Genomic DNA, 21,544 nt, shown 5'->3' with positions numbered 1-21,544 from the left:
TCGGCAACTATGTTTGCCGGTATGGCAAACGACGACGAGACCACCCTGTCCGCGGTGGGCCCGCGGCTGCGCGCCCTGCGCCAGCAACGCGGCACCACGCTGACCCAGCTCGCCGAGGCGACCGGCATCTCGGTCAGCACCCTGTCCCGGCTGGAGTCCGGCGGCCGGCGACCCACCCTGGAGCTGCTGCTGCCGCTGGCCCGGGCGCACCAGGTGCCGTTGGACGAGTTGGTCGGCGCGCCCGACACCGGCGATCCGCGGGTACATCCTCGCCCGATCGTGCGGCACGGCGTCACGTACCTGCCGCTGACCCGCCGTCCGGGTGGTCTGCGGGCGTTCAAGCTGATCATGCCGCCCGGCTCCCCCACCGGTGACCGGAGCCAGAAGACGCACGAGGGCCACGAGTGGCTCTACGTGCTCTCCGGCCGGCTACGCCTGCTGCTCGGCGAGCACGACCTCGCCCTCGACCCGGGCGAGGTCGCCGAGTTCGACACCCGGGTACCGCACCGCCTCAGCAACCCGGGACCGCAGCCGGCGGAGTTGCTGGTCCTGTTCGGACCGCAGGGCGAACGCCTGCACGTCCGGGCCCGCCCCACCGGGCGGTGATCCCGGCCGCGCCACCGGCCGGGGACCGGCACCCGCCCGTCGGTGCTCACCGGTACGGTGTTCCCCGGCAACCGGCACCTGGGGAGAGCGCGCGGACATGGACCACACCTTCCAGGTCGACCTGCGCGGCGTGGTCGACCTGCTCAGCCATCACCTCTACGGCAGTCCCCGCGTCTACGTCCGTGAACTGCTGCAGAACGCGGTGGACGCGATCACCGCCCGCCGCGCGACCGAGCCGGACGCGCCGGCGCTGGTGCGGATCGAGCCGCCGGAGCTGACCGGCGACGGCACGCTGCGGGTGCACGACAGCGGGATCGGGCTGACCGAGGGACAGGTGCACGAACTGCTGGCCACCATCGGCCGCAGCTCCAAACGGGACGAGCTGGGCTTCTCCCGCCACGACTTCCTCGGCCAGTTCGGCATCGGGCTGCTCTCCTGTTTCCTGGTCGCCGACGAGATCCGGGTGCTCACCCGGCACGCCGACGAGCCGACGGTGCGCTGGACCGGCTACGCCGACGGCCGGTACGCCGTCGAACCGGCCGGGCCGGGCGCCGGCCGGATCGAGCCGGGCACCACCGTGACGCTGGTGCCGCGGCCCGACGCCGGTCAGTGGTTCGCCACCGCGACCGTCACCGACCTGGCCCGGCTGTTCGGCTCACTGCTGCCGGTCACCGTCCGGGTCGGCGACGTGGTCACCACCGCCGGGCCGCCACCCTGGCCGACCCGGCCGGGGACCCCGCCGGACCGGGCCGCGCTGACCCGGTACGCCCGCGAGACCCTCGGCTACGCCCCGTTCGACGTGCTGCCGCTGTCGGTGCCGGAGGCCGGTCTCACCGGTGCCGCGTTCATCCTGCCGACCCCGGTGAACCCGGCGGCCCGCAGCGGCCACCGGGTCTACCTCAAGCGGATGCTGCTGGCCGAGCACACCGACGGGCTGCTGCCGGAGTGGGCCTTCTTCGCCCACTGCGTGGTGGACGCCACCGAGCTGCGGCCGACCGCCAGCCGGGAGGCGCTGTACGAGGACACCCTGCTGGCCGGCGTCCGGGAGGCCCTCGGCGACCAGGTCCGCGGCTGGCTGGTCCGGTTGGCCCGGCACGAGCCGCGCCGGCTCGCCGAGTTCCTCCAGGTGCACCACCTCGGGGTCAAGGCGCTCGCCCTGCACGACGACGAGATGCTGCGCCTGGTGGACCAGTGGTGGCCGATGGAGACCAACACCGGCACGCTCACCCTGGCCGAGTTCCGGCAACGGCACGGGGTGATCCGGTACGCCGCCAGCCTGGACGAGTTCCGTCAGCTCGCCGCGGTGGCCGCGGCGCAGGACCTGGCGGTGGTCAACGCCGGCTACACGTACGACACGGAGCTGATCGAGCGGTTGCCGGCGGTGGACCGGTCGATCCTGATCGAGCGGTTGGAGCCCAGCGACCTGACCACCCGGTTCGACACCGTCGACCCGCGGGTCGAGCTGGCCCTGCGGCCGTTCCTGAGCGCGGCCCAGCGGGCCCTGGAGCGCACCGGCTGCGAGGTCGTGCTGCGGGCGTACGACCCGGTGTCGCTGCCGGCGCTGTACCTGGTCAGCCGGTCGGCCGCGTTCAACGACCAGCTGGCCGCGAGCCGGGACCGGGCCGACGAGCTGTGGGGCGGGGTACTCGACGCGCTGGCGTCCAGCGCGCCGCCGGACCGGCCGCAGTTGGTGCTCAACCATCGCAACCCGCTGGTGCGTCGGATCAGCACGCTCACCGACCCGGAGCTGGTCGGGCTCGCCGTGGAAGGGCTCTACGGGCAGGCGTTGCTGCTGGGCCACCATCCGATCCGGCCGGCCGACGCCGCGCTGCTGAACAGTTCCTTCCTCGGCCTGCTCGGCCGGGCCGTACCCGGACGGGGTGAGTGACGTGGGCGACGACGACCTGTGGCGGACCTTGCACGAGATCGCGGCGATGCCGTACGGCGCGGGGCAGATCGCCGGGCTGGAGCAGATGTTGCGCCGGGTGGACGCCGGCACCGACCGGCATCTCGCCTTCGCGACCCGGATGCACGCCACCACCTCGTACATCTACGGCGGCGAGCCGGCGAAGTCGTTCGTCACCTTCTCCTGGTGCCTGGCCGAGTTCGACCGCGACCCGCAGCCCTACCACGAGCGGTACGCGCACAACCTGCTCTGGTCGTTCAAGTACATGGTCAACGGGATGCTGAAGTTCCCGGAGGTGCCGCTGGACCGCACGTACGCGGTGCTGGACGACATGGAACGGCGCTACCGGGAGGGCGGACACAGCCTGCAGGCGGTCCACAAGCACCGGTACCGGGTCGCCGACCACCTGGGCGCGACGGACGACGCGGAGCGGTGGTACCGGCTGTGGCAGACGACGCCCCGCGACGACCTGTCCGACTGCGCCGGCTGCGACCCGACCACCCAGGTCGAGCACCTGACCCGCACCGGCCGGTACGACGAGGCGGTGGCGCTGGCCGAGCCGGTGCTGGCGGGTCGACTCACCTGCACCGAGCAGCCGCAGGCCATCCTCACCGCCCTGCTCTGGCCGTACCTGCGCTCGGGCCGGCGGGACGCCGCGCGGGACGCGCACCGGGAGGCCTACCGGCGGCTGCGGGGCAATCTCGCGGACCTGGGTGACATCGCCGACCACGTCGAGTTCTGCACCGTCACCGGCAACGAGGCGCGGGCGGTGGAGATCGTCGAGCGGCACCTGGACTGGCTGGACCGGGCACCGTCGCCGAGCGCCGCGATGCAGTTCGCGGCGAGCGCCTCGGCCGCCCTGCGGCAGGTTCCCGGCGGTGCCGGGGTGACCCTCCACCGGCGGGCCGCGGGTGACCGGCCGGCCGGTGCGGTGCCGGCGGAGACGCTCGCCGCCGAGCTCGCCGAGACGGCGACCGCGCTGGCCGAGCGGTTCGACCGACGCAACGGCACGTCGCACCAGTCCGAGCTGGTCGCCCTGCGGCTCGCCGCCGGACCGACGGGCGAACACCTGCCGTTGTCGGCCAGCCTGCGCCGCCGCCCGGCCCGACCCGCCGCCCCGGCGCCGTCCGGGACGACCGACCGGACGACCGACTGGACGGGTACGCCCGTACCGGCCCGGCCGGCGGTGCGGGTCCCGGCCGACGCCACCCGGGAGCAACTGCTCGACCTGGCCGAGACGTGCTGGCAGACACACCGCCCGGACGACTTCGCCGAGGTGCTGCGGGCGTACGACGAGCGTTTCGGCACCGACCCGGACGTGCCGGTCGGTCAGCACGGTCCGGACCCGGATGCCGGCGGGCCCGGGCCGGACGCGACCGGCGACGGCGGGCCCGGGTCGGGCCAGACCGGCGGCGACCGGCCGGACGGCGACGGGCCGGCGCGGCTCGCCGCGGCCCGGCGGCTGGAACTGCGCGCCGCCGAACGTGGCAACGACGCCGATGACCCGGCCGCGGCGGTGGCGGCCAACCGGGCCGCCCTGGCCGCCTACCGGGACCTGCCGGACGAGGTACGGGCGCAGGTGGTCGCCGGCCGACTCGGCGTCCAGCTGTGCATGACCGAGGACGACATCGAGGAAGGGTTGGCCCTGACCCGGGGTTCGGTCGAGTTCCTCGACCGGCACGGCGACGCCCGCCAGCGGGTCGCCGCCCGGGACCGGCTGGCGATGGCGCTGCTGCAGGCACACCGGGCAGCGGAGGCGCTCACCGAGGTCGATCGGGCTGCCGCCGGGGCGGCCGTCGACCCGCATCTGGCCGCCCGGGTGGCACTGCACCGCACCGCGGTCCTCGAACAGCTGGACCGGCCGGACGAGTTCCGCTCGGCCGCCGCGGAGGCCCGTCGGCTCGCCCGCGAGGTGGCGGCCGACGAACTGGTCGCGGCGGCCGGCCTGGCGCACGCCCGGGCCGTGGACGACCCGGCCGAGGCGGTACGCGACTGCGACGAGGTGCTCCGGGTCGGGTCGGCCGCGGTCCAGCTACCCGCCCGGGTGACCCGCGCCCGGGCGTTGCTGGCCGCCGACCGGGCCGACGAGGCGGTCGAGGACTACGCCGAGGCGGTCACCCTCTGCGTGGAGCAGCAGGCACCCGGGGACGCCTTCCTGCGCTGGGAACTGGCGAACGCCTACCAGGCCGCGGGCCGGTTGAGCGAGGCGGCCGAGGTGGCGGAGGAGGCGGTGCTCGGGCTCGACCGGCTGGGCGCCCAGGCCGAGGCCGACCGGTGCCGGCACCTGCTGGCCGGCGTCTACGAGCGGCTCGGCGACACCGAACCCGCGCTCGCCCTGCTGGACCGGCTCGCCGACAACCTGGACGGCCCGGACAACCTGCCGCACCGGGCCCAGGTGCTGGAGGAGGCCGGTGGGATCCTGTACGACGCCGATCGCGACGTGCTGGCGGCACAGCGGTTCGCGGCGGCGGCGACGGCGTACCGGCTGGCCGGGTTGCCGGTCGAGGAGCTACGGGCCCGGCGCCGGGAGACGGCCGCCCTGTTCTGGTCCGGTGACCTACCGGCGGCGCTGGCCGCGGTCGAGGTGGTGGACCGGGCCGTGGCGGCGCTCGCCGGCCAGCCGGACGAGCCGCCGGTGGTGACCTACGAGGTGGCGCTGGCCGCCGACATCGTCGCCCGCGTGCTGACCGGCGACGAACGACTCACCGAGGCCCTCGACCGGCTGGCCGGGGTGCCGGACCGGCTGCGGTCGATCGGTGCGTTCGCGGAGGCGGCCCAGGCCGAACTGCTCGCCGGTGAACTGCTGCTGCGGACCGACCGTCCGGACGACGCGGAGCGGTTGCTGCGTACCGTGCTCGGCGGGTTGCCCGTCGGCGGGCCGTTGGCTGGCCGGGCCGCCTGGCTGTTGACCGCCACCCTGGAACGGCTGGGCCGCACCGCGGAGGCCCGGGCGCTCCGCGAGGAGCACGGGCTGCCGGACGACTGACCGCACCCCTCACCCGCTCGACCGTCACCGGCGTGGATGTCCTTGTCGACCCGCGCCGGCTCTGTGCTGCCTCGCGTGAGCATCGCCGTCTCACGTTCACTGGCCCGGGTGCGTAGGAAACCTGCATCGAAAGTGTTGACTTTGGCGATTTCTGTCGCTGACAATATTCATCACTTTCAATCACGTTGGTTCCTCCAACCCCCCGAAGGGAGGCAACCCATGGCGGCTGTACTGGGTGAGGTGTCCTGGTTCTGCTGTGGCAGCGCCTGGGGTCCGTGCAGTACGACCGGCGGCGGCGCCTGTGGTACCTGCAAGTCCGGCAACTACCAGCACGCCTGGCCGAACGCCTCGGACGCCTGTTACGCGATCACCCGACCGGACAAGTGCGGCATCAACATGTCCCGCCGCACCTGTGGTTTCCGGCACTACACCACCAACCTCTGCAACGGCTCGAGGGTCGGCACCACGATCGCCGACTGCGGTCCGCAGACCGACCTGTGGTGCGGCGAGAAGACCTGCTGCGGGTCGGCGTGCGGCACCAACCGCATCATCGACCTGACCCCGTCCGCCTACAGCGCGATCGCCAGCCTGTCCGCGGGCCTGCGGCCCTGCTCAGTCGACACCGTCTGACCGGAGGTCATCCCATGGACACCACCATCGACCGCCGCCGACTGCTCACCACCGCCGTCCTCGGCGGCGCCGGCGTCGTCGGCGCCACCACGCTCGGCTCGCTGGCCCCGGAGGCCGCCTTCGCCGCCGAACCGCTGAGCGTCGAACCCGGCGCGCCAGACCCGAACTTCGCCGAGGGCCGGATCAGCAAGATCAGCGGAAGCATGCTCTTCGTCACCGGCTCGGACACCGTCCTGCACTCGATCCGGGTCACCGACGGCACCAGCATCTGGAAGCTCGCACCCACCACGTTCGACCGGATCGCCATCGGTGACGGGATGTACGCCCGCGGCGTACGCCTGCCCGACGGCACGCTCGCCGCCGACTCGATCTGGGTGAACATCGTGAACCTGCACGCCCACATCGCCTCGGTCGGCCGGAACGTGCTCCACCTCGACCACAAGGGCAAGCGGATCGTCGGACACGTGGTGCCCGACCGCAGTGCCGCCGTCTACAACGGCACCCCCGCCGTGTCGGACCTGTCGCTGCTGAAGGTCGGCAAACACGTCCAGGTGATCGGGGCCTGGCACCCCGACACTAACGAGATCGACATCGCGACCGTCTACGCGGCCGCGTAGACACCCCGCGCGCCGGGTGGGTGCCGCACGGCACCCACCCGGTGTCCACCGCTCACCCGGTACGAGGAGGCAATCCCGATGTTCCCGTTGATCGCGGCGGTGCAACCCCTGTTCCTCGGCGCCGTGCTGGTCTGGGCCGCCACGAACAAGCTCTTCAGCCGGCACGCCGGCACGAGCGCCCGCCGGTCGGCACTGACCTCACTCGTCGGCGAGCGACGGGTGGTACCCGCCTACCGCCTGCTCGGCGGCGTGGAGCTGACCCTCGGCGCGCTGCTCGTGCTGCCACCCGCTCTGCGCGTCGAGGCCGTCGCGGCCACCGCGCTCTGCGTCGGCTTCCTCGGCTACCTCGGGTACGCCAGGACGGTGGCCCCCGAATCGTCCTGCGGGTGCCTGAGCGCCCACCGGACCCCGGTCGGGTGGCGCGGCTTCGTCCGGGCGGGACTGCTGGTGCTCGCCGGTCTGGCCGCCGTCGGGGCCACCGGCGGTTGGCTGTCCGCCCTCGTCGACCGGCCGGCCGCCGCCGGTGCCGTGCTGCTGGTCGAGGCGGCGGCGGTGGTGGTCCTCTCGGCCGAGCTGGATCCGGTCTGGCTGCTCCCGTTGCGCCGGTTCCGAGCCGCGCTGACCCACCCGTTGCGGGGCGGCTCCGGCGTGCCGCTGCTGTTCGCGGTGCAGCAGCTGCAGCAGAGCGCGGCCTACCGGCGGGTCGCCCACCTGCTCAGTTCCGACGTACTCGAGCACTGGGACGACGAGGGCTGGCGGATGGTCGGCTACGCCGCGCGCTACCAGGGGCGTACGGCCACGGCGGTGTTCGCGGTGCCGCTGCGGACGTACCAGCCGGACGCCGTCCGGGTGGCCGTCGTCGACGAACGCACCGGAGTCACCCTGCTGAGCGCCGACGGGTCGGTCGCGGACACGCCGGCGGTGGCCGAGCGGTGACCGGACCGGCCGACAACGCGGCGGCGCGGGCTCAGGCGTGGTAGCGGTAGACGGCCTGGGCCACCGCCGCGGGCTTGTCGCCGCCGTCCCGCTCGACGGTGAGGTCGACGGTGAGCTGCACGCCGCCGGGCACGTCCTCGGCCGAGACGACCCGGGCGGACAGCCGGACCCGGGAGCCGGTCGGCACCGGCGCCGGGAAGCGCAGCCGGTTGAGCCCGTAGTTGATCGCCATGCCGACACCATCCACCCGCAGCAGCTCGCTCCAGAGCGGAATGACCAGCGCAAGCGTCAGGTAGCCGTGCGCGATGGTGCCGCCGAACGGTCCGTCCTTCGCCCGTTCGGTGTCCACGTGGATCCACTGGTAGTCACCGGTGGCCTCGGCGAAGGTGTTCACCCGGTCCTGGGTGACGTCGAGCCAGCCGCTCGGGCCGAGTTCGGCGCCGGCCAGGCCACGCAGTTCGTCGAGGCCGCTGACGGTGGTCGTCACGGGGCTGTCTCCTTCCGGCCCGGACCGAACCGGGCCCGCAGATCACTCTTGACCACCTTGCCGGAGGCGGTACGCGGGAGGACGTCGGTGAAGACCACCGACTTGGGCACCTTGAACCGGGCGATCCGGTCGGCGAGGAAGTCGAGCAGTTCGGCCGGCTCCGGCTCGGCGCCGGTACGGGCCACGACGACCGCCCGGCCCACCTCGCCCCAGTGCGCGTCGGGTACGCCGATGACCGCGCACTCGGCCACCGCCGGGTGCCGGTACAGCGCGTCCTCCACCTCGGCCGGGTAGATGTTCTCCCCACCGGAGATGATGACGTCCTTGGTGCGGTCCCGGACGGTGACGAAGCCCTCCTCGTCGGCGACGCCGACGTCCCCGGTGTGCAGCCAGCCGTCGGCGGTCACCGTCCGGGCCGTCTCCGCCGCCAGCCCCCAGTAGCCGGCCATCACGGTGGGTCCGCGTACCAGGATCTCGCCCGGCTCGCCGGGGGCGGCCGGCCGGCCGTCCGGTCGGACGAGGCGGACGTCGCCGAAGAACACCGGCGTGCCGGCGGCGCCGGCCTTGCTGGCGCTGTACTCGCGGCGCAGCATGAGCACCCCGGGGGACGCCTCGGTGAGGCCGTAGCCCTGCATGAAGGTCACCCCGCGCGCCTGGTAGTCCGCGATCACCGCCACCGGCACCGGCGCCCCGCCGCAGATCGCCGAACGGACCGACGACAGGTCCGCGGTGGGCCAGCCCGGCGCCCGGGTCATGGCCCGGAACATGGTCGGCACCCCGAACAGGTACGTGACCCGGTGCCGGGCGATCAGCTCCAGGCACCGTTGCGGGTCGAAGGACGGGACGAGCAGCACCCGACCGCCCTTGAGCAGGGTGGGCAGCACGGTCTGGTTGAGCGCCGCCACGTGGAACATGGGCGCCACCACCAGGGTCACCTCGTCGGCGGCCAGGTCGACGTCGAGCAGCAGGTTGAGACAGTTCCAGGTGACGTTGTCGTGGGTCAGCACGGCCCCCTTGGGCCGGCCGGTGGTGCCGGAGGTGTAGAGGATCAGGCAGGGCGCGGTGCCGTCGACGGTCGCCTCCGGCGGCGCTCCCGCGGCGGCGAGCAGCCCCTCGTAGGCCGCCCCGACCAGCACCGTACGGATGTCGAGCAGCTCCCGTAGCCGGGTCGCGGCCGGTTCCTGGTCCGCCCCGGCGACCAGCACCCGGGCGCCGCTGTCGCGCAGGATGTGGACGAGTTCCGGCACCGCCAGCCGCCAGTTGAGCGGCACGAAGGTGGCGCCGAGGCGCGCGGTGCCGAACAGCGTCTCCAGGAACGCCGGATGGTTGGGGCCCAGGTAGGCGACCCGGTCGGCCGGCCCGACGCCGAGACCGGCCAGCGCGGCCGCCACCCGACCGGTCCGCTCGTGCAGGTCGGCGTACGTCCACTCGCGATCCCCGTACGCCACGGCGACCCGGTCCGGGGACATCCGGGCCCGGCGTCCGGTCCACGAGCCCAGGCTCAGGTCAGGCATCGGTCCGCGCCCCGAGACCGAGCAGCCGGACGGCGTTGTCCTTGAGGATGAGCGGGCGTACCTCCGGCTTGATGTCCAGGGTCTCGAAGTCGGCCAGCCACCGGTCCGGGGTGAGCAGCGGGAAGTCCGAGCCGAACAGCACCTTGTCCCGCAGCAGCGAGTTGGCGTACCGGACCAGTTGCGGCGGGAAGTACTTCGGTGACCAGCCGGACAGGTCGATGTGCACCAGCGGCTTGTGCGTCGCCACCGCCAGCGCCTCGTCCTGCCACGGGAACGACGGGTGGGCGATCACGATGGGCAGGTCGGGGAAGTCGACCGCCACGTCGTCCAGGTCCAGCGGGTTGGCGTACTTCAACGCGATCCCACCGCCACCGCGGACCCCGGCTCCGATGCCGGTCTGCCCGCTGTGGAACAGCGCCACCACGCCCAGTTCCTGCAACACCTCGTAGATCGGGTAGGCCATCCGGTCGTTCGGGTGGAACGCCTGCAGGCTGGGATGGAACTTGAAGCCGCGCACGCCGTACCGTTCGACCAGCTCGCGGGCCCGGCGGGCCGCCGCCCGGCCGGTCCACGGGTCGACGCTGCCGAACGGGATCAGCACGTCCGCGTGCGCCACGCACGCCTCGGCGATCTCCTCGCTCGACACCGGCGGGTGCCCGGTCGCCGACCGGGCGTCGACCGCGAACACCACGGCCGCCATCCGCCGCTGCCGGTAGTACTCGGCGATCCGCGGTACGCCCGGCGCCCGGTCGCCGGCCACCTTGAAGTAGTGGGTCGAGCCGGCCATCAGGTGCTCGGGCAGGGCCGGGTGGCCGGCGGCGGAGACCTCGACGTGCGCGTGCACGTCGATCGCGACGAGTTCGTCGACGTTCACGGCTCGGGCACCTCCGGGGCGGGGATACCGACCGGCTGGGTGAACCGGTCCAGGGCCGGCCAGGCGGCCTCGATCGCCTCCGCGCTCCACCCGCCGTCGCGGTACGCGGTGGCCACCTCCTGCGGGTGCGACCACACCGACAGCCGGTCCCCACCGATCCCGATCGCCTGGCCGGTGATCCCGGCGGCCCGCGCGGAGGCCAGGAAGACGACCAGCCCGGCGGCGTCCTCCGGGACGCCGAAGCCCTCGCCGGCCCGTAGCCAGCGCGGCAGCGGGGTGCCCTGGTCCTGCCAGGCGACGACGTGCTCCTGGAAGGCCGGGATGGTGGCGGTCATCGCGGTGGCGGCGACCGGGACCACGGCGTTGACGGTGATGCCGGCGCGGGCGCACTCCATCGACCAGGTCCGCACCGCGCCGACGATCGCCGCCTTGGCCGCCGAGTAGTTGGTCTGCCCGACGTTGCCGCGCTGCCCGGCCGGTGACCCGACCGCGATGATCCGCCCGCCGTCGCCCTGCTCCCGCATCCGGGTCACGGCCGCGCGGACACAGGTGAAGGTGCCGCGCAGGTGGACGTCCAGCACCGCGTCGAACTCCTCGTCGGACATCTTCCACAGCATCCGGTCGCGCAGGATGCCGGCGTTGGTGACCAGCACGTCGAGCCGGCCGTACGTCTCGACGGCCCGGTCCACCAGCCGGCGGGCCACCTCGGCCGGGCCGACGGCACCCGGTTCGGCGACGGCCGCGGCGCCGGCCGCGGTGAGCCGGTCGGCGACCTCGCTCGCGGCCCGCGCGTCGGCGTCGTTGATCACCACCGCGGCCCCGGCGACGGCCAACGCCTCGGCGTAGGCGCGGCCCAGTCCCCGGGCCGCCCCGGTCACCACGGCCACCCGGCCGTTGAGCTTCACCACTGGTTCTCCCGTCACAGTCGGTCGGTGCGTCGCTGGGGTGCGGGTCCGCGGGCGGCTCAGCCCGCCGGCTGGTAGGCGCGGGCCGGTTCGGCGGTGACCGGACCGCCGACGGCGACCAGCCCGCCCGGCACGGTCCCGTCGACCCGGCTGAGGTAGACCGTCCGGGTCGGCGGCGCGGCCGGGTCGGTGAAGGTCAGCGGCCCCGCGACCAGGCCACCGGTGTCCACCTGCGACAGCTGGTGGAAGGCGGTCAACACGCCCTTGCGGGTCAGGTCCTTGCCGTCGCACGCCTTCTGCAACATGTCCCGGACGACCCGGGCCTGTGCGTAGCCGAACACCGATCCGACCTGCGTCGGCACCGCGCCCGGGTACTCCTTCGCGAAGGCCGCCTGCAGGTCACGGGCCGCGGGGGTGTCCAGGGCCGGCGGGGCGAGGCTGGAGACCACGTGCAGGTTCTCCGTCAGCGCCGGTCCGGCCGGGGTGCCGAGCAGCTGCGGGGTGAACCCGGGGCCGTTGGCCACGATCGGCACGGACAGGCCGACCGACTTCGCGACGCCGGCCACCGACGCGGTCTGGGTCGGGCCGGCGGAGACCAGGATGGCCTTCACGCCGGCCGCGCGCAGCGTCGCCACCTGCGCGGACAGGTCGGTGTCCGACGACTTGATCTTCTGGCCGACGATGGTCAGCCCCCGCTGCCCGGCCAGCCAGCTGCTGCCGCGCAGGGCGTTCTCCCCGAAGTCGCCCTCGAAGTAGACGTGCCCGACCTTGTCGCCGGCGGCGACCCGCTTCTCGCGCAGCAGGAAGTCCAGCCCGGTGACCGCCTCCACGTCGTACGTCGTGCCGAGCAGCTGGACGTGTTCGTCGCCCAGCACCGAGGCGCTCCACCCGGCGAAGCCGAGGAACATGTCGTCCTGCTTGGCCAGCGGGCGCAGCGCCGTCATCACCGGCGAGCCCAGCACGCTCTGCAAGCCCAGCACGTCGCCGGACAACTCGCGGTAGGCCGAGACGGCCTTCTGCGGGTCGTACCCGGTGTCCTTGACGGTGACCTCGACCGTGCGGCCGCACACGCCGCCGTTGGCGTTCTGCTGTTTCCAGAACAGTTGCGTGCCCTGCACCACCGACTTGCTGAGGGAGGCGAAGACGGCGGTGAGGTCGACCAGGCTGCCGAGCTTGATGGTGCTGGCGGTCACCCCGGGACCGGACTTCACCCCGCCGGAGTCCTTGTCACCCGAGGTCGCCTTCCCGCACCCGGTCAGGCCGGTCGCGGCGAGGCAGAGGCAGATCGCTGTCGTGAGGATCGGTCGTCGTCGGATCATGGTGCGGCTCCTCGGTGGCGGGACGCGGCGAAGGGGCGGGAGTCGGTGCAGGAGCGGGAGTCGGTGCACGGGTGAAACGCGGTGCACGGGTGGGACGCGGTGCACGGGCGGGGCGCAGCCGGCGGGCGAGGCCGGCCAGGCCACCGGGGGCGAACAGCAGCACCGCGACGACCGCGGCGCCGTAGAGCAGCCGGGCGGCCTCGGCCGCACCGATACCGGGCTCCCCCGGCTGGGCCAGGAACGGCACCGCGTCGCTGTACCGGCCGAGGATCAGCGGGAGCGCGGTGACCAGCACCGCGCCGGCGGCGGCACCCGGGACCGATCCCGAACCGCCGATGACGACCATCGCCAGGAAGTCGACCGACATGCCGAACCCGAAGCTGTCCGGCACGATCCGGCCGAAGGAGAGGGCGAGCAGCACACCGGCCAGCCCGGCGTAGGCGCTGGACACGGTGAACGCCGCCGCCCGGTAGCGCCGGACGTCGACGCCGAGGACGGCGGCGGCGGTCTCGCTGTCCCGCAGCCCGGCCAGGGCCCGACCGGGACGGCCGCGCAGCAGGTTGACCGCGTACCAGCCGGCGACCAGCACGAACAGCAGACCGAGGTACCACAGCCGCTCCAGCGGCCCGTACGGGACGCCGAACACCACGAGGTCGGGATCGGTCGCGGTGAACGAGAAGCCGAACGCCTCGAACGGTGCGGCGTCCCGGCCGTTGAACCCGCCGGTCAGCCCGGTCGCGTTGCGCAGCACGTGCTGGCCCAGGAACACCAGGCCCAGCGAGGCCAGGCCGAGATAGATCCCGCGCAACCGGCCGGCGATCGGACTGAACAACGCGCCGGCCAGCGCGGCCAGCGCGACGGCGCCGACCGCGGCGAGCGGTGGTGGCCACCCGGCGCCGGCCACCCGGTCGTCGCCGGTGCCGGCCAGGAACGCGTACCCGTAGGCGCCGGTCGCGACGAAGAACGCGTGCGCCAGGGAGAGCTGGCCGGCCACGCCGACCAGCAGGGTGAGGCCGATCGCGCCGATCACGGCCGCCATCACGAACAGCCCGGTCTGCAGCCAGAACCCGGTCAGCGACAGCGGCGCGGCCACCGCCACCGCGGCCACCGGCAGCCACCAGATGCGACGCGCCAGCTCAGACACGGTCGACCTCCCGGCTGCCGAACAGTCCGGCCGGGCGGACCAGCAGCACCAGCAGCATGACCAGGTACGGCGCGACGTCGCCGATCCCCCGGCCGAGGAAGGCCAACTGGTCCTGGTAGCCGGCGGCCAGGGTGGCGGTGAGGCCGACCGCCAGGCCACCGACCAGAGCGCCGGTGGTCGAGTCCAGACCGCCGAGCACCGCCGCCGGTATGGCCGCGCCCAGCGCCGCCTGCCCGGCACCGGCACCGATACCGGGCGCCGGGAAGGCGACCAGGAACAGCCCGGCGGTGGCGGCCAGGCCACCGGCCAGTCCCCAGGCGCCGGCCGCGACCCGGCTCTGCCGGATGCCCAGCAGCGCCGCGGTCGCCGGGCGCTCCGCCGAGGCCCGCAGGCCGACGCCCCAGTCGGTGGCGGTGAGCGCGACGAGCAGGGCGGCGATGAGCAGCACCGCTACGGCGGCGGCGGCCACCCGGGTCTGCGGCACCTGGATGCCGGCCACCGTCACCACCCGGGCGCCCCACGGGTCGCCGGTGGTGAGCAGGTCAGTGCCGATCCGGCGGGTCAACTCGGTGGCCAGCACGATGTCCACGCCGAGGGTGAGGATGGCGAGCGTGCCCGGGTCGGCCAGCCTCGCCGGGCGCAGGACCACCACCCCCACCACCAGGGCCACCGCGGCCGTCACGGCCACCGCGAGCAGCACGGCACCGGGAAAGCCCAGGCCGTCGTGGGTCCGCCCGATCACGTACGCGCCGAGCAGCAGCAGCGAGCCGTACGCGAAGTTGACCACCCGGGTGGCCTTGAAGACCAGGACGAACCCGAGCGCGATCAGGGCGTCGAGGCAGCCCAGCGAGACGCCGTTGACCAGGAGGGTGGCGAGATGGTTCACCGGGACACCTCCGGCGCCTGCTCGCCGAGGTAGGCGCGGATCACCTCGGGATCGCGGCGCACCTGCTCCGGCGTACCGGTGGCGATGCGCCGGCCGAAGTCCAGCACGGTGACCTCGTCGGCGAGTCCCATCACGAAGGTCATGTCGTGCTCGACCAGCACGATGGAGATCGGCAGCTCCGCGCGGACCCGGGCCAGCACCGCAGCCAGGTCGGCCGACTCGCCCGCGGGCATCCCGGCCACCGGTTCGTCGAGCAGCAGCAGGGTCGGTTCGGCGCACAGCGCCCGGGCCAACTCCACCCGCTTGCGCACGCCGTAGGGCAGCCCGGCCACCGGCCGGTCCAGCAGGTCGGTGAGCTGGAGCAGGTCGGCGACCTGACGTACCCGGTGACGCTGGGCAGTCTCCTCCCGGCGGGCGGCGACGGTGCGCAACCCGGCGCGGACGAAGCCCGCCCGGCTGAGCCGGTGCCGGCCGAGCAGCAGGTTGTCGGTCACGGTGGCGGTCGCCGACAGGGCGAGGTTCTGGAAGGTCCGGCTGACTCCGAGCCGGGCGATCCGGTCCGGGCGCAGCCCGCGCAGCGGCACGTCGCCGTAGCGCACGCCCCCGGCCGCGGGCCGTTGTACGCCGGTGAGCACGTTCAGGCAGGTGGACTTGCCGGCGCCGTTCGGGCCGATCAGCGCGTGCACCGAACCGGGCGCGACGGTGAACGACACCTCCGACAGCGCGCTGAGCCCGCCGAACCGGACACTGATCCGGTCGACGGTCAACGCCGGCAACTCCGGGTGGCGGACCGGGTCGGCGCGGCGCGGTGGCGCGGCCGGTGCCGCGGCGCTCACCCCCAAGTACCGGTCCCGCACCTCGTCGGTGCGGGCCAACCGGTCGGCCGGGCCGGACAGCGCGACGCGGCCGACGTCCAACACGTACGCCGTGTCGGCGAGCGCCAGGGCCAAGGCCGCGTTCTGCTCGACCAGGACGACCGCCGTCCCCCGCCGGTGGATGTCGGCGATCACCTCGCCGATCCGGTCGACCATCCGCGGGGCCAGGCCCAGCGACGGCTCGTCCAGCAGCAGCAGGCGCGGCTCGGCCATCAGGGCCCGACCGATCGCCAGCAGTTGCTGCTCGCCGCCGGAGAGCAGGCCGGCCCGTTGCCGGGACCGTTCGCGCAGTACCGGGAACGTCTCGTACACCCGGTCCCGGGTCGCCCGGCGTGCGCGGCGGGACCTGACCAGGCCGCCGGCCCGCAGGTTCTCGTCCACGGTGAGGTGGGCGAAGACCTGCCGGCCCTCCGGCACCTGGATCACCCCGGCCCGGACGACGTCGGTGGGGGTCAGCCGGTCCAGGCGACGGCCGGCGAACTCGACGGTTCCGGCGGTGACCCGGCCGCCGACGAAGGGCAGCGTCCCGGAGACCGCTCGCAGCAGGGTGCTCTTGCCGGCGCCGTTGCCGCCCAGGACGGCGACCAGGCCGTCGGCCGGCACCTCCAGCGACACCCGCCGCAACGCCCGCAACCCGCCGCCGTAGCAGACGTCCAACTCCCGCACCCGTAGCAGGGGCGGCGTCGGGGTCACCCGCGGGGCGTCGGGCGTGGACGGGGCGGACACCGGACCGGTCGACATGGGCCTCACCTCGGTTTCATCGACGACGAGGCACCCCTATAATGCGACACAGCTATGGTCGTACGTCAAGATAGTGGGGAATGTTTCGTTCGCCGAGTCAGGAGGAGCCGGTGACGTCGACCTCCGCGCGAGCGCCCGACGGGACCGACCGGGGCCCGCGTACCCCCGGGGCCGCCCGCGGTCCGAGCGCCCGCGCCTACCTGCTGCTGGTGCTCGGCGACTGCGTCCTGGACGAGGACGACGGGGCCTGGACCCAGACCGTCGTGGACGCGCTCGACCTGGTCGGGTTCGAGGAGAAGGCGGTCCGGCAGGCGTTGGCCCGGACCGCCGCCGCAGGTCTGCTCGCCCCGGTCCGGCTCGGTCGCCGGACCCGTTGGCAGCTCACCCCGGCCGGGCGCGACGCGCTGACCGCCGCCAAGGGCCGGCTCTTCGCGACCGGCCCGGAGAGCGACTGGACCGGCGACTGGCTGCTGCTGCTCACCACCGTCCCGGAGACGCACCGCAACCTCCGGCACCGGTTACGGACCGCGCTCGGCTGGGCCGGTTTCGGCTCGCTCGGCCCCGGGGTCTGGCTCAGCCCGCACCCGTCCCGGGCCGCCGAGGCCCGCCAGGTGCTGGACGACCTCGGCGAGGCGGTGCACGGGACGCTGTTGCAGGCCCGGCTCACCGACGACGGGGAACGGCAGCACCTGGCCGCCCAGGCGTGGAACGTCGCGGATCTGGACCGGCAGTACCGCGCCTTCACCGAGCGGTTCGCGGACCCGAGCCCGGCCACGCCCGACCAGGCGCTCGCCGAGCTGGCCCACCTCGTCCACCAGTGGCGCCGGCTGCTGCTGGCCGATCCGGGGCTGCCGCCGGACCTGTTGCCGGACGGGTGGAGCGGGGAGGCGGCCCGCCGGGTCCTGCTCGACCGGCGTGCCCGGTGGCGCCCGCTGGCCCGGACCTGGTGGCAGGAACGCGAGCGACGCGGCTGACCCGGCCGTGCCCGGCGGCCATGCCCCGCGACGAACCGGTTCCCGGACGGGACCCGTTACCGGCCGGCCGGGGCGGGTGCGGCGTCGGCGGGCAGCAGGCCGTCGAGCAGGTCGGCGACGGTGTGCGCGTGGACGACGGGCCGGGGCCCGGCCACGAACCGGGCCACCGTGCGCCGCACGTGACGCAGCGCCGGTTCGGCCAGGCCGTCGTAGACGGCCACGAACACGTCGCGGGCCTCGACCCGCGGCCAGCCCGCCGGCATCAGCCGCATCGGCAACCACGGATCGAGGCTGACGAACCGCCGGTAGCTGTCCATCACCTCGGTCCGGGCCCGTAACGCGTCCGCGCCGACGACGTCGCCGGCGCGGATCCGCGGCAGCAGGGTGCGCCAGCGCCGGACGAAGGACGCGTAGTGCTCGCCGACGTTGGTCAGGTCCCAGGCGTCCAGCGGGTCGCGGCTGGTCACCGTGGACAGTTGCACGCTCCGGGCCCGGAACATGGTCATCGCGCCGAGCCGGATCCCGGCCAGCGACGCGGCCCGGGCCGGTGGATGGTGCGGCGAGACCCAGAGACCGTCGTACAGCGGGGCGTAGCCCAGCCAGCGCAACCGGCCGCGCAGCGCCCGGCGCTCGGCCTCCCCCTCCTGCGGCAGCGAGAAGGCGATGAGCGTCCAGCAGCCGTCCCAGGCCTCCGCCGCGGCGGCGAAGCCGACCACGCCCCTGCCGCCGACGGCCAGCGCGGTGGCGGCGGGCGGGGTCAGCCGGTAGGAGGTGCGCCGCCCCTGGCGGGTGCTCTCCAGCACGCCCCGGCGGGCCAGCCGGCTGATCGCGGTCCGCGCCCCGGCCTGCGTGACGTCGGACTCCGCCAGCAACGCCACGATGGCCGCGGACGGCAGCCAGGAACGGTCGCGCAGGCTGTAGTCGGCCAGCAGCGTCACCGCCGTGCTCTGCGGCGATCCGCCGTTCTGCTGACGTGGCAACCGGACCGGCCCGAACGCGATGTCGGGAAGGATCTCCTCCAGCCGGAACGGGATCATCCCCAGACCCTCCGACGACCGGCCACCTTAGTCAAGACCGTCGCCGCCGACCGAAACTATCATCGGCGCCCATCGATTGACAGTTTTTTGACCGGCAACGATAGTCATTGACATACGTCGAATAGTCGGTGGGTGGGAGCCCGCTCGCCCGACCGGCCAGGTCCCCGGCGACGGGGAGTGAGGAGCAGAAGGTGAGATTCCCCAGAGCGGTGCTGACCATCGTGTCCGCCGCTGCCCTGATGGTCGGCGTGACCGTCACGGTTCCCGCGCTGACCAGACCCGCGTCGGCGGCCTCGCTGACCGAGGTGACCAACTTCGGCAGCAACCCCGGCAATCTCCGGATGCACATCTACGTGCCGGACTCGGTCAAGCCCTCCCCCGGCGTCGTGGTGGCCATGCACGGCTGCGGCGGCAACGGTCCGGGGTTCTACTCGGGCAGCGAGTTCGCGTCGCTGGCCAACCAGTACGGGTTCATCGTGATCTACCCGTCGGCGTCCAACAAGAAGCAGAACTGCTTCGACAACTGGTCCGACGCGTCGAAGCGGCGGAACGGCGGCAGCGACCCGGTCTCCATCGCGTCCATGGTCTCCTACACGCTGCAGCGGTACAGCGCGGACCCGCGCCGGGTGTTCGTCACCGGCAGCTCGTCCGGCGGCATGATGACCAACGCCATGGCCGCCCTCTACCCGGACGTGTTCGCCGCCGGCGCGGCGTTCATGGGTGTGCCGTTCGCCTGCTTCCCGAACGAGGGCGACTACCAGCCGACCCCCGGCTACAGCGACTGCGCCTCCGGCCGGATCGACAAGTCCCCGCAACAGTGGGGTGACCTGGTCCGCCAGGCGTACCCCGGCTACAGCGGGCCGTACCCGCGGATGCAGCTGTGGCACGGCACCAACGACAACCTGGTCTACTACGCGCTGCTGCAGGAGGAGGTGGACCAGTGGACCAACGTGCACGGCCTGAGCGTCAACCCCACCTCCACCGACACCCCGCAGCCGAGCTGGACCCGACGTCGCTTCGCCGACTCCTCCGGCACGGTACGGGTCGAGGCGATCAGCGTCTCCGGCGCCGGGCACCAGCTGCCGATGAGCGGCATGGCCGCCCAGGCGATCGCCTTCTTCGGGCTGAACTCCAACCAGACGCCGCCGCCCACCACCGGCGGGCCGACAACGCCGCCGCCCACCACGCCGCCGCCCACGACCCCGCCGCCGACCACCCCGCCACCCGGCGGCGGCGCCTGCCGGGTCAGCTACGTGGCCAACACCTGGAATACCGGGCTGACCGCGAACATCACCATCACGAACACCGGCAGCGCGGCGGTCAACGGTTGGTCACTGGCGTTCACCCTGGCCGGCGGCCAGACCATCACCTCGGGCTGGAACGCCACCTACAGCCCCAGCAGCGGCCAGGTCACGGCGCGCAACGTCAACTACAACGGCACCATCCCGCCGGGTGGCTCGACCAGCATCGGTTACCAGGCCAACCACACCGGCAACACGGCCGCCCCCACCTCGTTCAGCCTCAACGGCCAGCCCTGCTCCGTCGCCTGACGGGCGGATGAACCGGCACACCTCCCGACGCGGCGGCGCCATCGACGTCGCCGCCGCGCGGGGCCGGCCTCACGGCCCCGGGCGCTGTCCGGCCCGGCGTACAGGGAGAACCTGACCCGACACGGGATGTCAGAGGCGTCCGCCCAGGGACTCGTCGACATGGCCGCCGCCGTCGCGGGCGGCATCTACCGGACGGAGTCCCGGGATCCCCGCCATCCCACCCCCACCACCTTCCGCCAGTGGTGCGCGGACGTACTCCTGCCCGCGGTGAGGCGCGGCTGACGCCCCGGCCGTCGGTCCGCGCCAGCCCGCGGTGCCGGCGCGGACCGGAGACGAATTCGTCACCTCGGGTCCGGCGGGTGGTCGGGGCGTGCCACCGTGTACCGGTGCGACCGCGACGGACGGGGGCGGCAATGGGAGATGGTGGCCGGGTGGCACGGCGATGGCCGGCAGCGGTCGCCTGCGGCGCGCTGGCCGTCCTGCCGGTGGCGGCGCCGGGCGCCGCCGTCGCGGGGCGGGCGCCCACCGCGCGACCCGGGACGCCGGTGTGCCAGGTACGCGACGAACGGCTGAACGAGATCTCCGGCATGGTCGCCACGGACACCGGCTACGTCGTGGTCAACGACAGCGCCGACGAGGAGCCGCGCCGGCGGATCTTCTTCCTCGACGCGCGGTGTGCGGTGGTCCGGACGGTGCGCTACCCGACGCCGCCCCGGGACACCGAGGACCTGGCGATCGGCCGGGACGGGACGGTCTGGGTGGCCGACATCGGCGACAACGACGAGATCCGGGAGACGGTCGCGGTGTGGACGCTACCGCCGGGCGCGAGCCGCCCCACGCTGCGCCGGATGGCGTACCCGGACGGGCCGCACGACGCCGAGGCGCTGCTGCTGACCGGCGACGGCCGGCCGGTGATCGTGACGAAACAGGCCGGCACGGCCGGGGTGTACGCCCCGGCCGCCCCGCCCCGAGCCGGCGCCACGACGCCCCTGACGAAGGCCGGCCAGGTCCGCCTTCCGATCACCACCACCGGCAACCCGTTCTCCATCTTCGGCCGACGGCTGGTGACCGGCGGGGCCACCGCGCCCGACGGGCGGCGGGTGGTGCTGCGCACGTACGCCGACGCGTTCGAGTTCGACGTGCCCGACGGGGACGTGGTGAAGGCATTGACCGACGGACGACCGCGGACCGTTCCGTTGCCGGACGAACCGCAGGGCGAGTCGGTCAGCTACAGCCGCGACGGGCGGTCGCTGCTCACCGTCTCGGAGACCGCCGGACAGCCACCGGGCACCCGGCCCACCATCCTGCGCTATGCCCTGCCGGACACCGCCGCGCCGGCCGCCACCACCCCGGCCATGAGCGGGGACGCCGCCGGTCGTACCGCCGGGTCGCACGCCTCCGCCGACGGCCGGGCCGCCGGTCGCGGCCGGTCCGGTTCGTTCCTGGCCGGTGGCGCCACGGTGGCCGGGGTCGCCGGTCTGGCGCTGCTCGTCGTCGGTCTGGCGTGGCGGTCCCGCCGTGGCGGGGACCGCCGGTAGGAGGAGGGCGGCGGCCGGC

The 21,544-nt window shown here is 74.0% G+C and carries 19 protein-coding genes; 10 read left to right on the top strand and 9 right to left on the bottom strand.

Translation table 11 applies throughout. The features are described 5' to 3' along the window. Positions 1 to 21: 21 nt before the first annotated feature. From ACFOX0_RS26320 to ACFOX0_RS26295, 6 genes are all read left to right on the top strand, one after another. Positions 22 to 606 (top strand): helix-turn-helix domain-containing protein, encoded by a 585-nt coding sequence (locus ACFOX0_RS26320; RefSeq protein ID WP_377550774.1) that lies wholly within the window; start codon positions 22 to 24, stop codon positions 604 to 606. A 97-nt stretch (positions 607 to 703) separates the two neighbouring features. After that, positions 704 to 2,494 carry an HSP90 family protein gene (locus tag ACFOX0_RS26315; protein ID WP_377550772.1) on the top strand — a complete coding sequence of 597 codons (1,791 nt, stop codon included), beginning with the start codon at positions 704 to 706 and terminating at the stop codon, positions 2,492 to 2,494. Between the two features lies 1 nt (position 2,495). Continuing rightward, the gene (locus ACFOX0_RS26310; RefSeq protein WP_377550770.1) at positions 2,496 to 5,498 is read left to right on the top strand and encodes a hypothetical protein; all 3,003 of its coding nucleotides are present in this window, start codon (positions 2,496 to 2,498) and stop codon (positions 5,496 to 5,498) included. 219 nt (positions 5,499 to 5,717) lie between these two features. Next, on the top strand, positions 5,718 to 6,128 hold the full coding sequence (locus ACFOX0_RS26305; protein ID WP_377550768.1) for a hypothetical protein: 411 nt from the start codon (positions 5,718 to 5,720) through the stop codon (positions 6,126 to 6,128). A 14-nt stretch (positions 6,129 to 6,142) separates the two neighbouring features. Then, positions 6,143 to 6,745 (top strand): cell wall protein, encoded by a 603-nt coding sequence (locus ACFOX0_RS26300; protein ID WP_377550766.1) that lies wholly within the window; start codon positions 6,143 to 6,145, stop codon positions 6,743 to 6,745. 78 nt (positions 6,746 to 6,823) lie between these two features. Continuing rightward, positions 6,824 to 7,681, top strand: a complete 858-nt coding sequence (locus ACFOX0_RS26295; RefSeq protein ID WP_377550764.1) for a MauE/DoxX family redox-associated membrane protein — start codon at positions 6,824 to 6,826, stop codon at positions 7,679 to 7,681. Between the two features lie 31 nt (positions 7,682 to 7,712). Here ACFOX0_RS26295 and ACFOX0_RS26290 read toward each other — a convergent pair whose 3' ends face one another. From ACFOX0_RS26290 to ACFOX0_RS26255, 8 genes are read right to left on the bottom strand one after another with little or no spacing between them, the layout of a single operon-like run. Next, complete coding sequence (locus ACFOX0_RS26290; protein WP_377550762.1) at positions 7,713 to 8,168, bottom strand: MaoC family dehydratase; 456 nt, start codon at positions 8,166 to 8,168, stop codon at positions 7,713 to 7,715. Continuing rightward, a complete protein-coding gene (locus ACFOX0_RS26285; RefSeq protein WP_377550760.1) occupies positions 8,165 to 9,682 on the bottom strand; it encodes an acyl-CoA synthetase in 1,518 nt (505 codons plus the stop codon). The genes ACFOX0_RS26290 and ACFOX0_RS26285 overlap by 4 nt, the downstream gene beginning before the upstream one ends. After that, positions 9,675 to 10,556 carry an amidohydrolase family protein gene (locus tag ACFOX0_RS26280; RefSeq protein WP_377550758.1) on the bottom strand — a complete coding sequence of 294 codons (882 nt, stop codon included), beginning with the start codon at positions 10,554 to 10,556 and terminating at the stop codon, positions 9,675 to 9,677. The genes ACFOX0_RS26285 and ACFOX0_RS26280 overlap by 8 nt, the downstream gene beginning before the upstream one ends. Beyond that, positions 10,553 to 11,479: an SDR family oxidoreductase gene (locus ACFOX0_RS26275; protein ID WP_449288869.1), complete on the bottom strand. Its 927-nt coding sequence runs from the start codon at positions 11,477 to 11,479 to the stop codon at positions 10,553 to 10,555. Before ACFOX0_RS26275 ends, ACFOX0_RS26280 begins: the two co-directional genes overlap by 4 nt. Positions 11,480 to 11,520: 41 nt before the next feature. Further along, on the bottom strand, positions 11,521 to 12,780 hold the full coding sequence (locus tag ACFOX0_RS26270) for an ABC transporter substrate-binding protein (protein ID WP_377550756.1): 1,260 nt from the start codon (positions 12,778 to 12,780) through the stop codon (positions 11,521 to 11,523). Continuing rightward, entirely contained in the window at positions 12,689 to 13,924 is a 1,236-nt protein-coding gene (locus ACFOX0_RS26265) for a branched-chain amino acid ABC transporter permease (protein ID WP_377550754.1), read from the bottom strand. Before ACFOX0_RS26265 ends, ACFOX0_RS26270 begins: the two co-directional genes overlap by 92 nt. Further along, complete coding sequence (locus ACFOX0_RS26260) at positions 13,917 to 14,810, bottom strand: branched-chain amino acid ABC transporter permease (RefSeq protein WP_377550752.1); 894 nt, start codon at positions 14,808 to 14,810, stop codon at positions 13,917 to 13,919. Before ACFOX0_RS26260 ends, ACFOX0_RS26265 begins: the two co-directional genes overlap by 8 nt. Further along, a complete protein-coding gene (locus ACFOX0_RS26255; RefSeq protein ID WP_377550751.1) occupies positions 14,807 to 16,426 on the bottom strand; it encodes an ATP-binding cassette domain-containing protein in 1,620 nt (539 codons plus the stop codon). Before ACFOX0_RS26255 ends, ACFOX0_RS26260 begins: the two co-directional genes overlap by 4 nt. A 110-nt stretch (positions 16,427 to 16,536) precedes the next feature. Between ACFOX0_RS26255 and ACFOX0_RS26250 the strand changes: the two genes are divergently transcribed. Then, on the top strand, positions 16,537 to 17,400 hold the full coding sequence (locus tag ACFOX0_RS26250) for a PaaX family transcriptional regulator (protein WP_377550749.1): 864 nt from the start codon (positions 16,537 to 16,539) through the stop codon (positions 17,398 to 17,400). Positions 17,401 to 17,456: 56 nt separating this feature from the next. Here the strand turns inward: ACFOX0_RS26250 and ACFOX0_RS26245 are convergent, their stop codons facing one another. After that, the gene (locus tag ACFOX0_RS26245; protein ID WP_377550747.1) at positions 17,457 to 18,437 is read right to left on the bottom strand and encodes a PaaX family transcriptional regulator; all 981 of its coding nucleotides are present in this window, start codon (positions 18,435 to 18,437) and stop codon (positions 17,457 to 17,459) included. 239 nt (positions 18,438 to 18,676) lie between these two features. Here ACFOX0_RS26245 and ACFOX0_RS26240 point away from each other — a divergent pair, with 239 nt between their 5' ends. From ACFOX0_RS26240 to ACFOX0_RS26230, 3 genes are all read left to right on the top strand, one after another. Next, positions 18,677 to 19,987 (top strand): extracellular catalytic domain type 1 short-chain-length polyhydroxyalkanoate depolymerase, encoded by a 1,311-nt coding sequence (locus ACFOX0_RS26240; protein ID WP_377550866.1) that lies wholly within the window; start codon positions 18,677 to 18,679, stop codon positions 19,985 to 19,987. Between the two features lie 126 nt (positions 19,988 to 20,113). Further along, positions 20,114 to 20,269 (top strand): hypothetical protein, encoded by a 156-nt coding sequence (locus tag ACFOX0_RS26235; RefSeq protein WP_377550745.1) that lies wholly within the window; start codon positions 20,114 to 20,116, stop codon positions 20,267 to 20,269. Positions 20,270 to 20,418: 149 nt separating this feature from the next. Next, positions 20,419 to 21,525, top strand: a complete 1,107-nt coding sequence (locus ACFOX0_RS26230) for a hypothetical protein (RefSeq protein WP_377550743.1) — start codon at positions 20,419 to 20,421, stop codon at positions 21,523 to 21,525. The last annotated feature ends 19 nt before the right edge of the window (positions 21,526 to 21,544 follow it).

The sequence above is a fragment of the Micromonospora zhanjiangensis genome (assembly GCF_042650605.1).
GTDB classification, from domain to species: Bacteria; Actinomycetota; Actinomycetes; order Mycobacteriales; family Micromonosporaceae; genus Micromonospora_J; species Micromonospora_J zhanjiangensis.
This window is presented reverse-complemented; position numbering and strand designations above follow the sequence as displayed.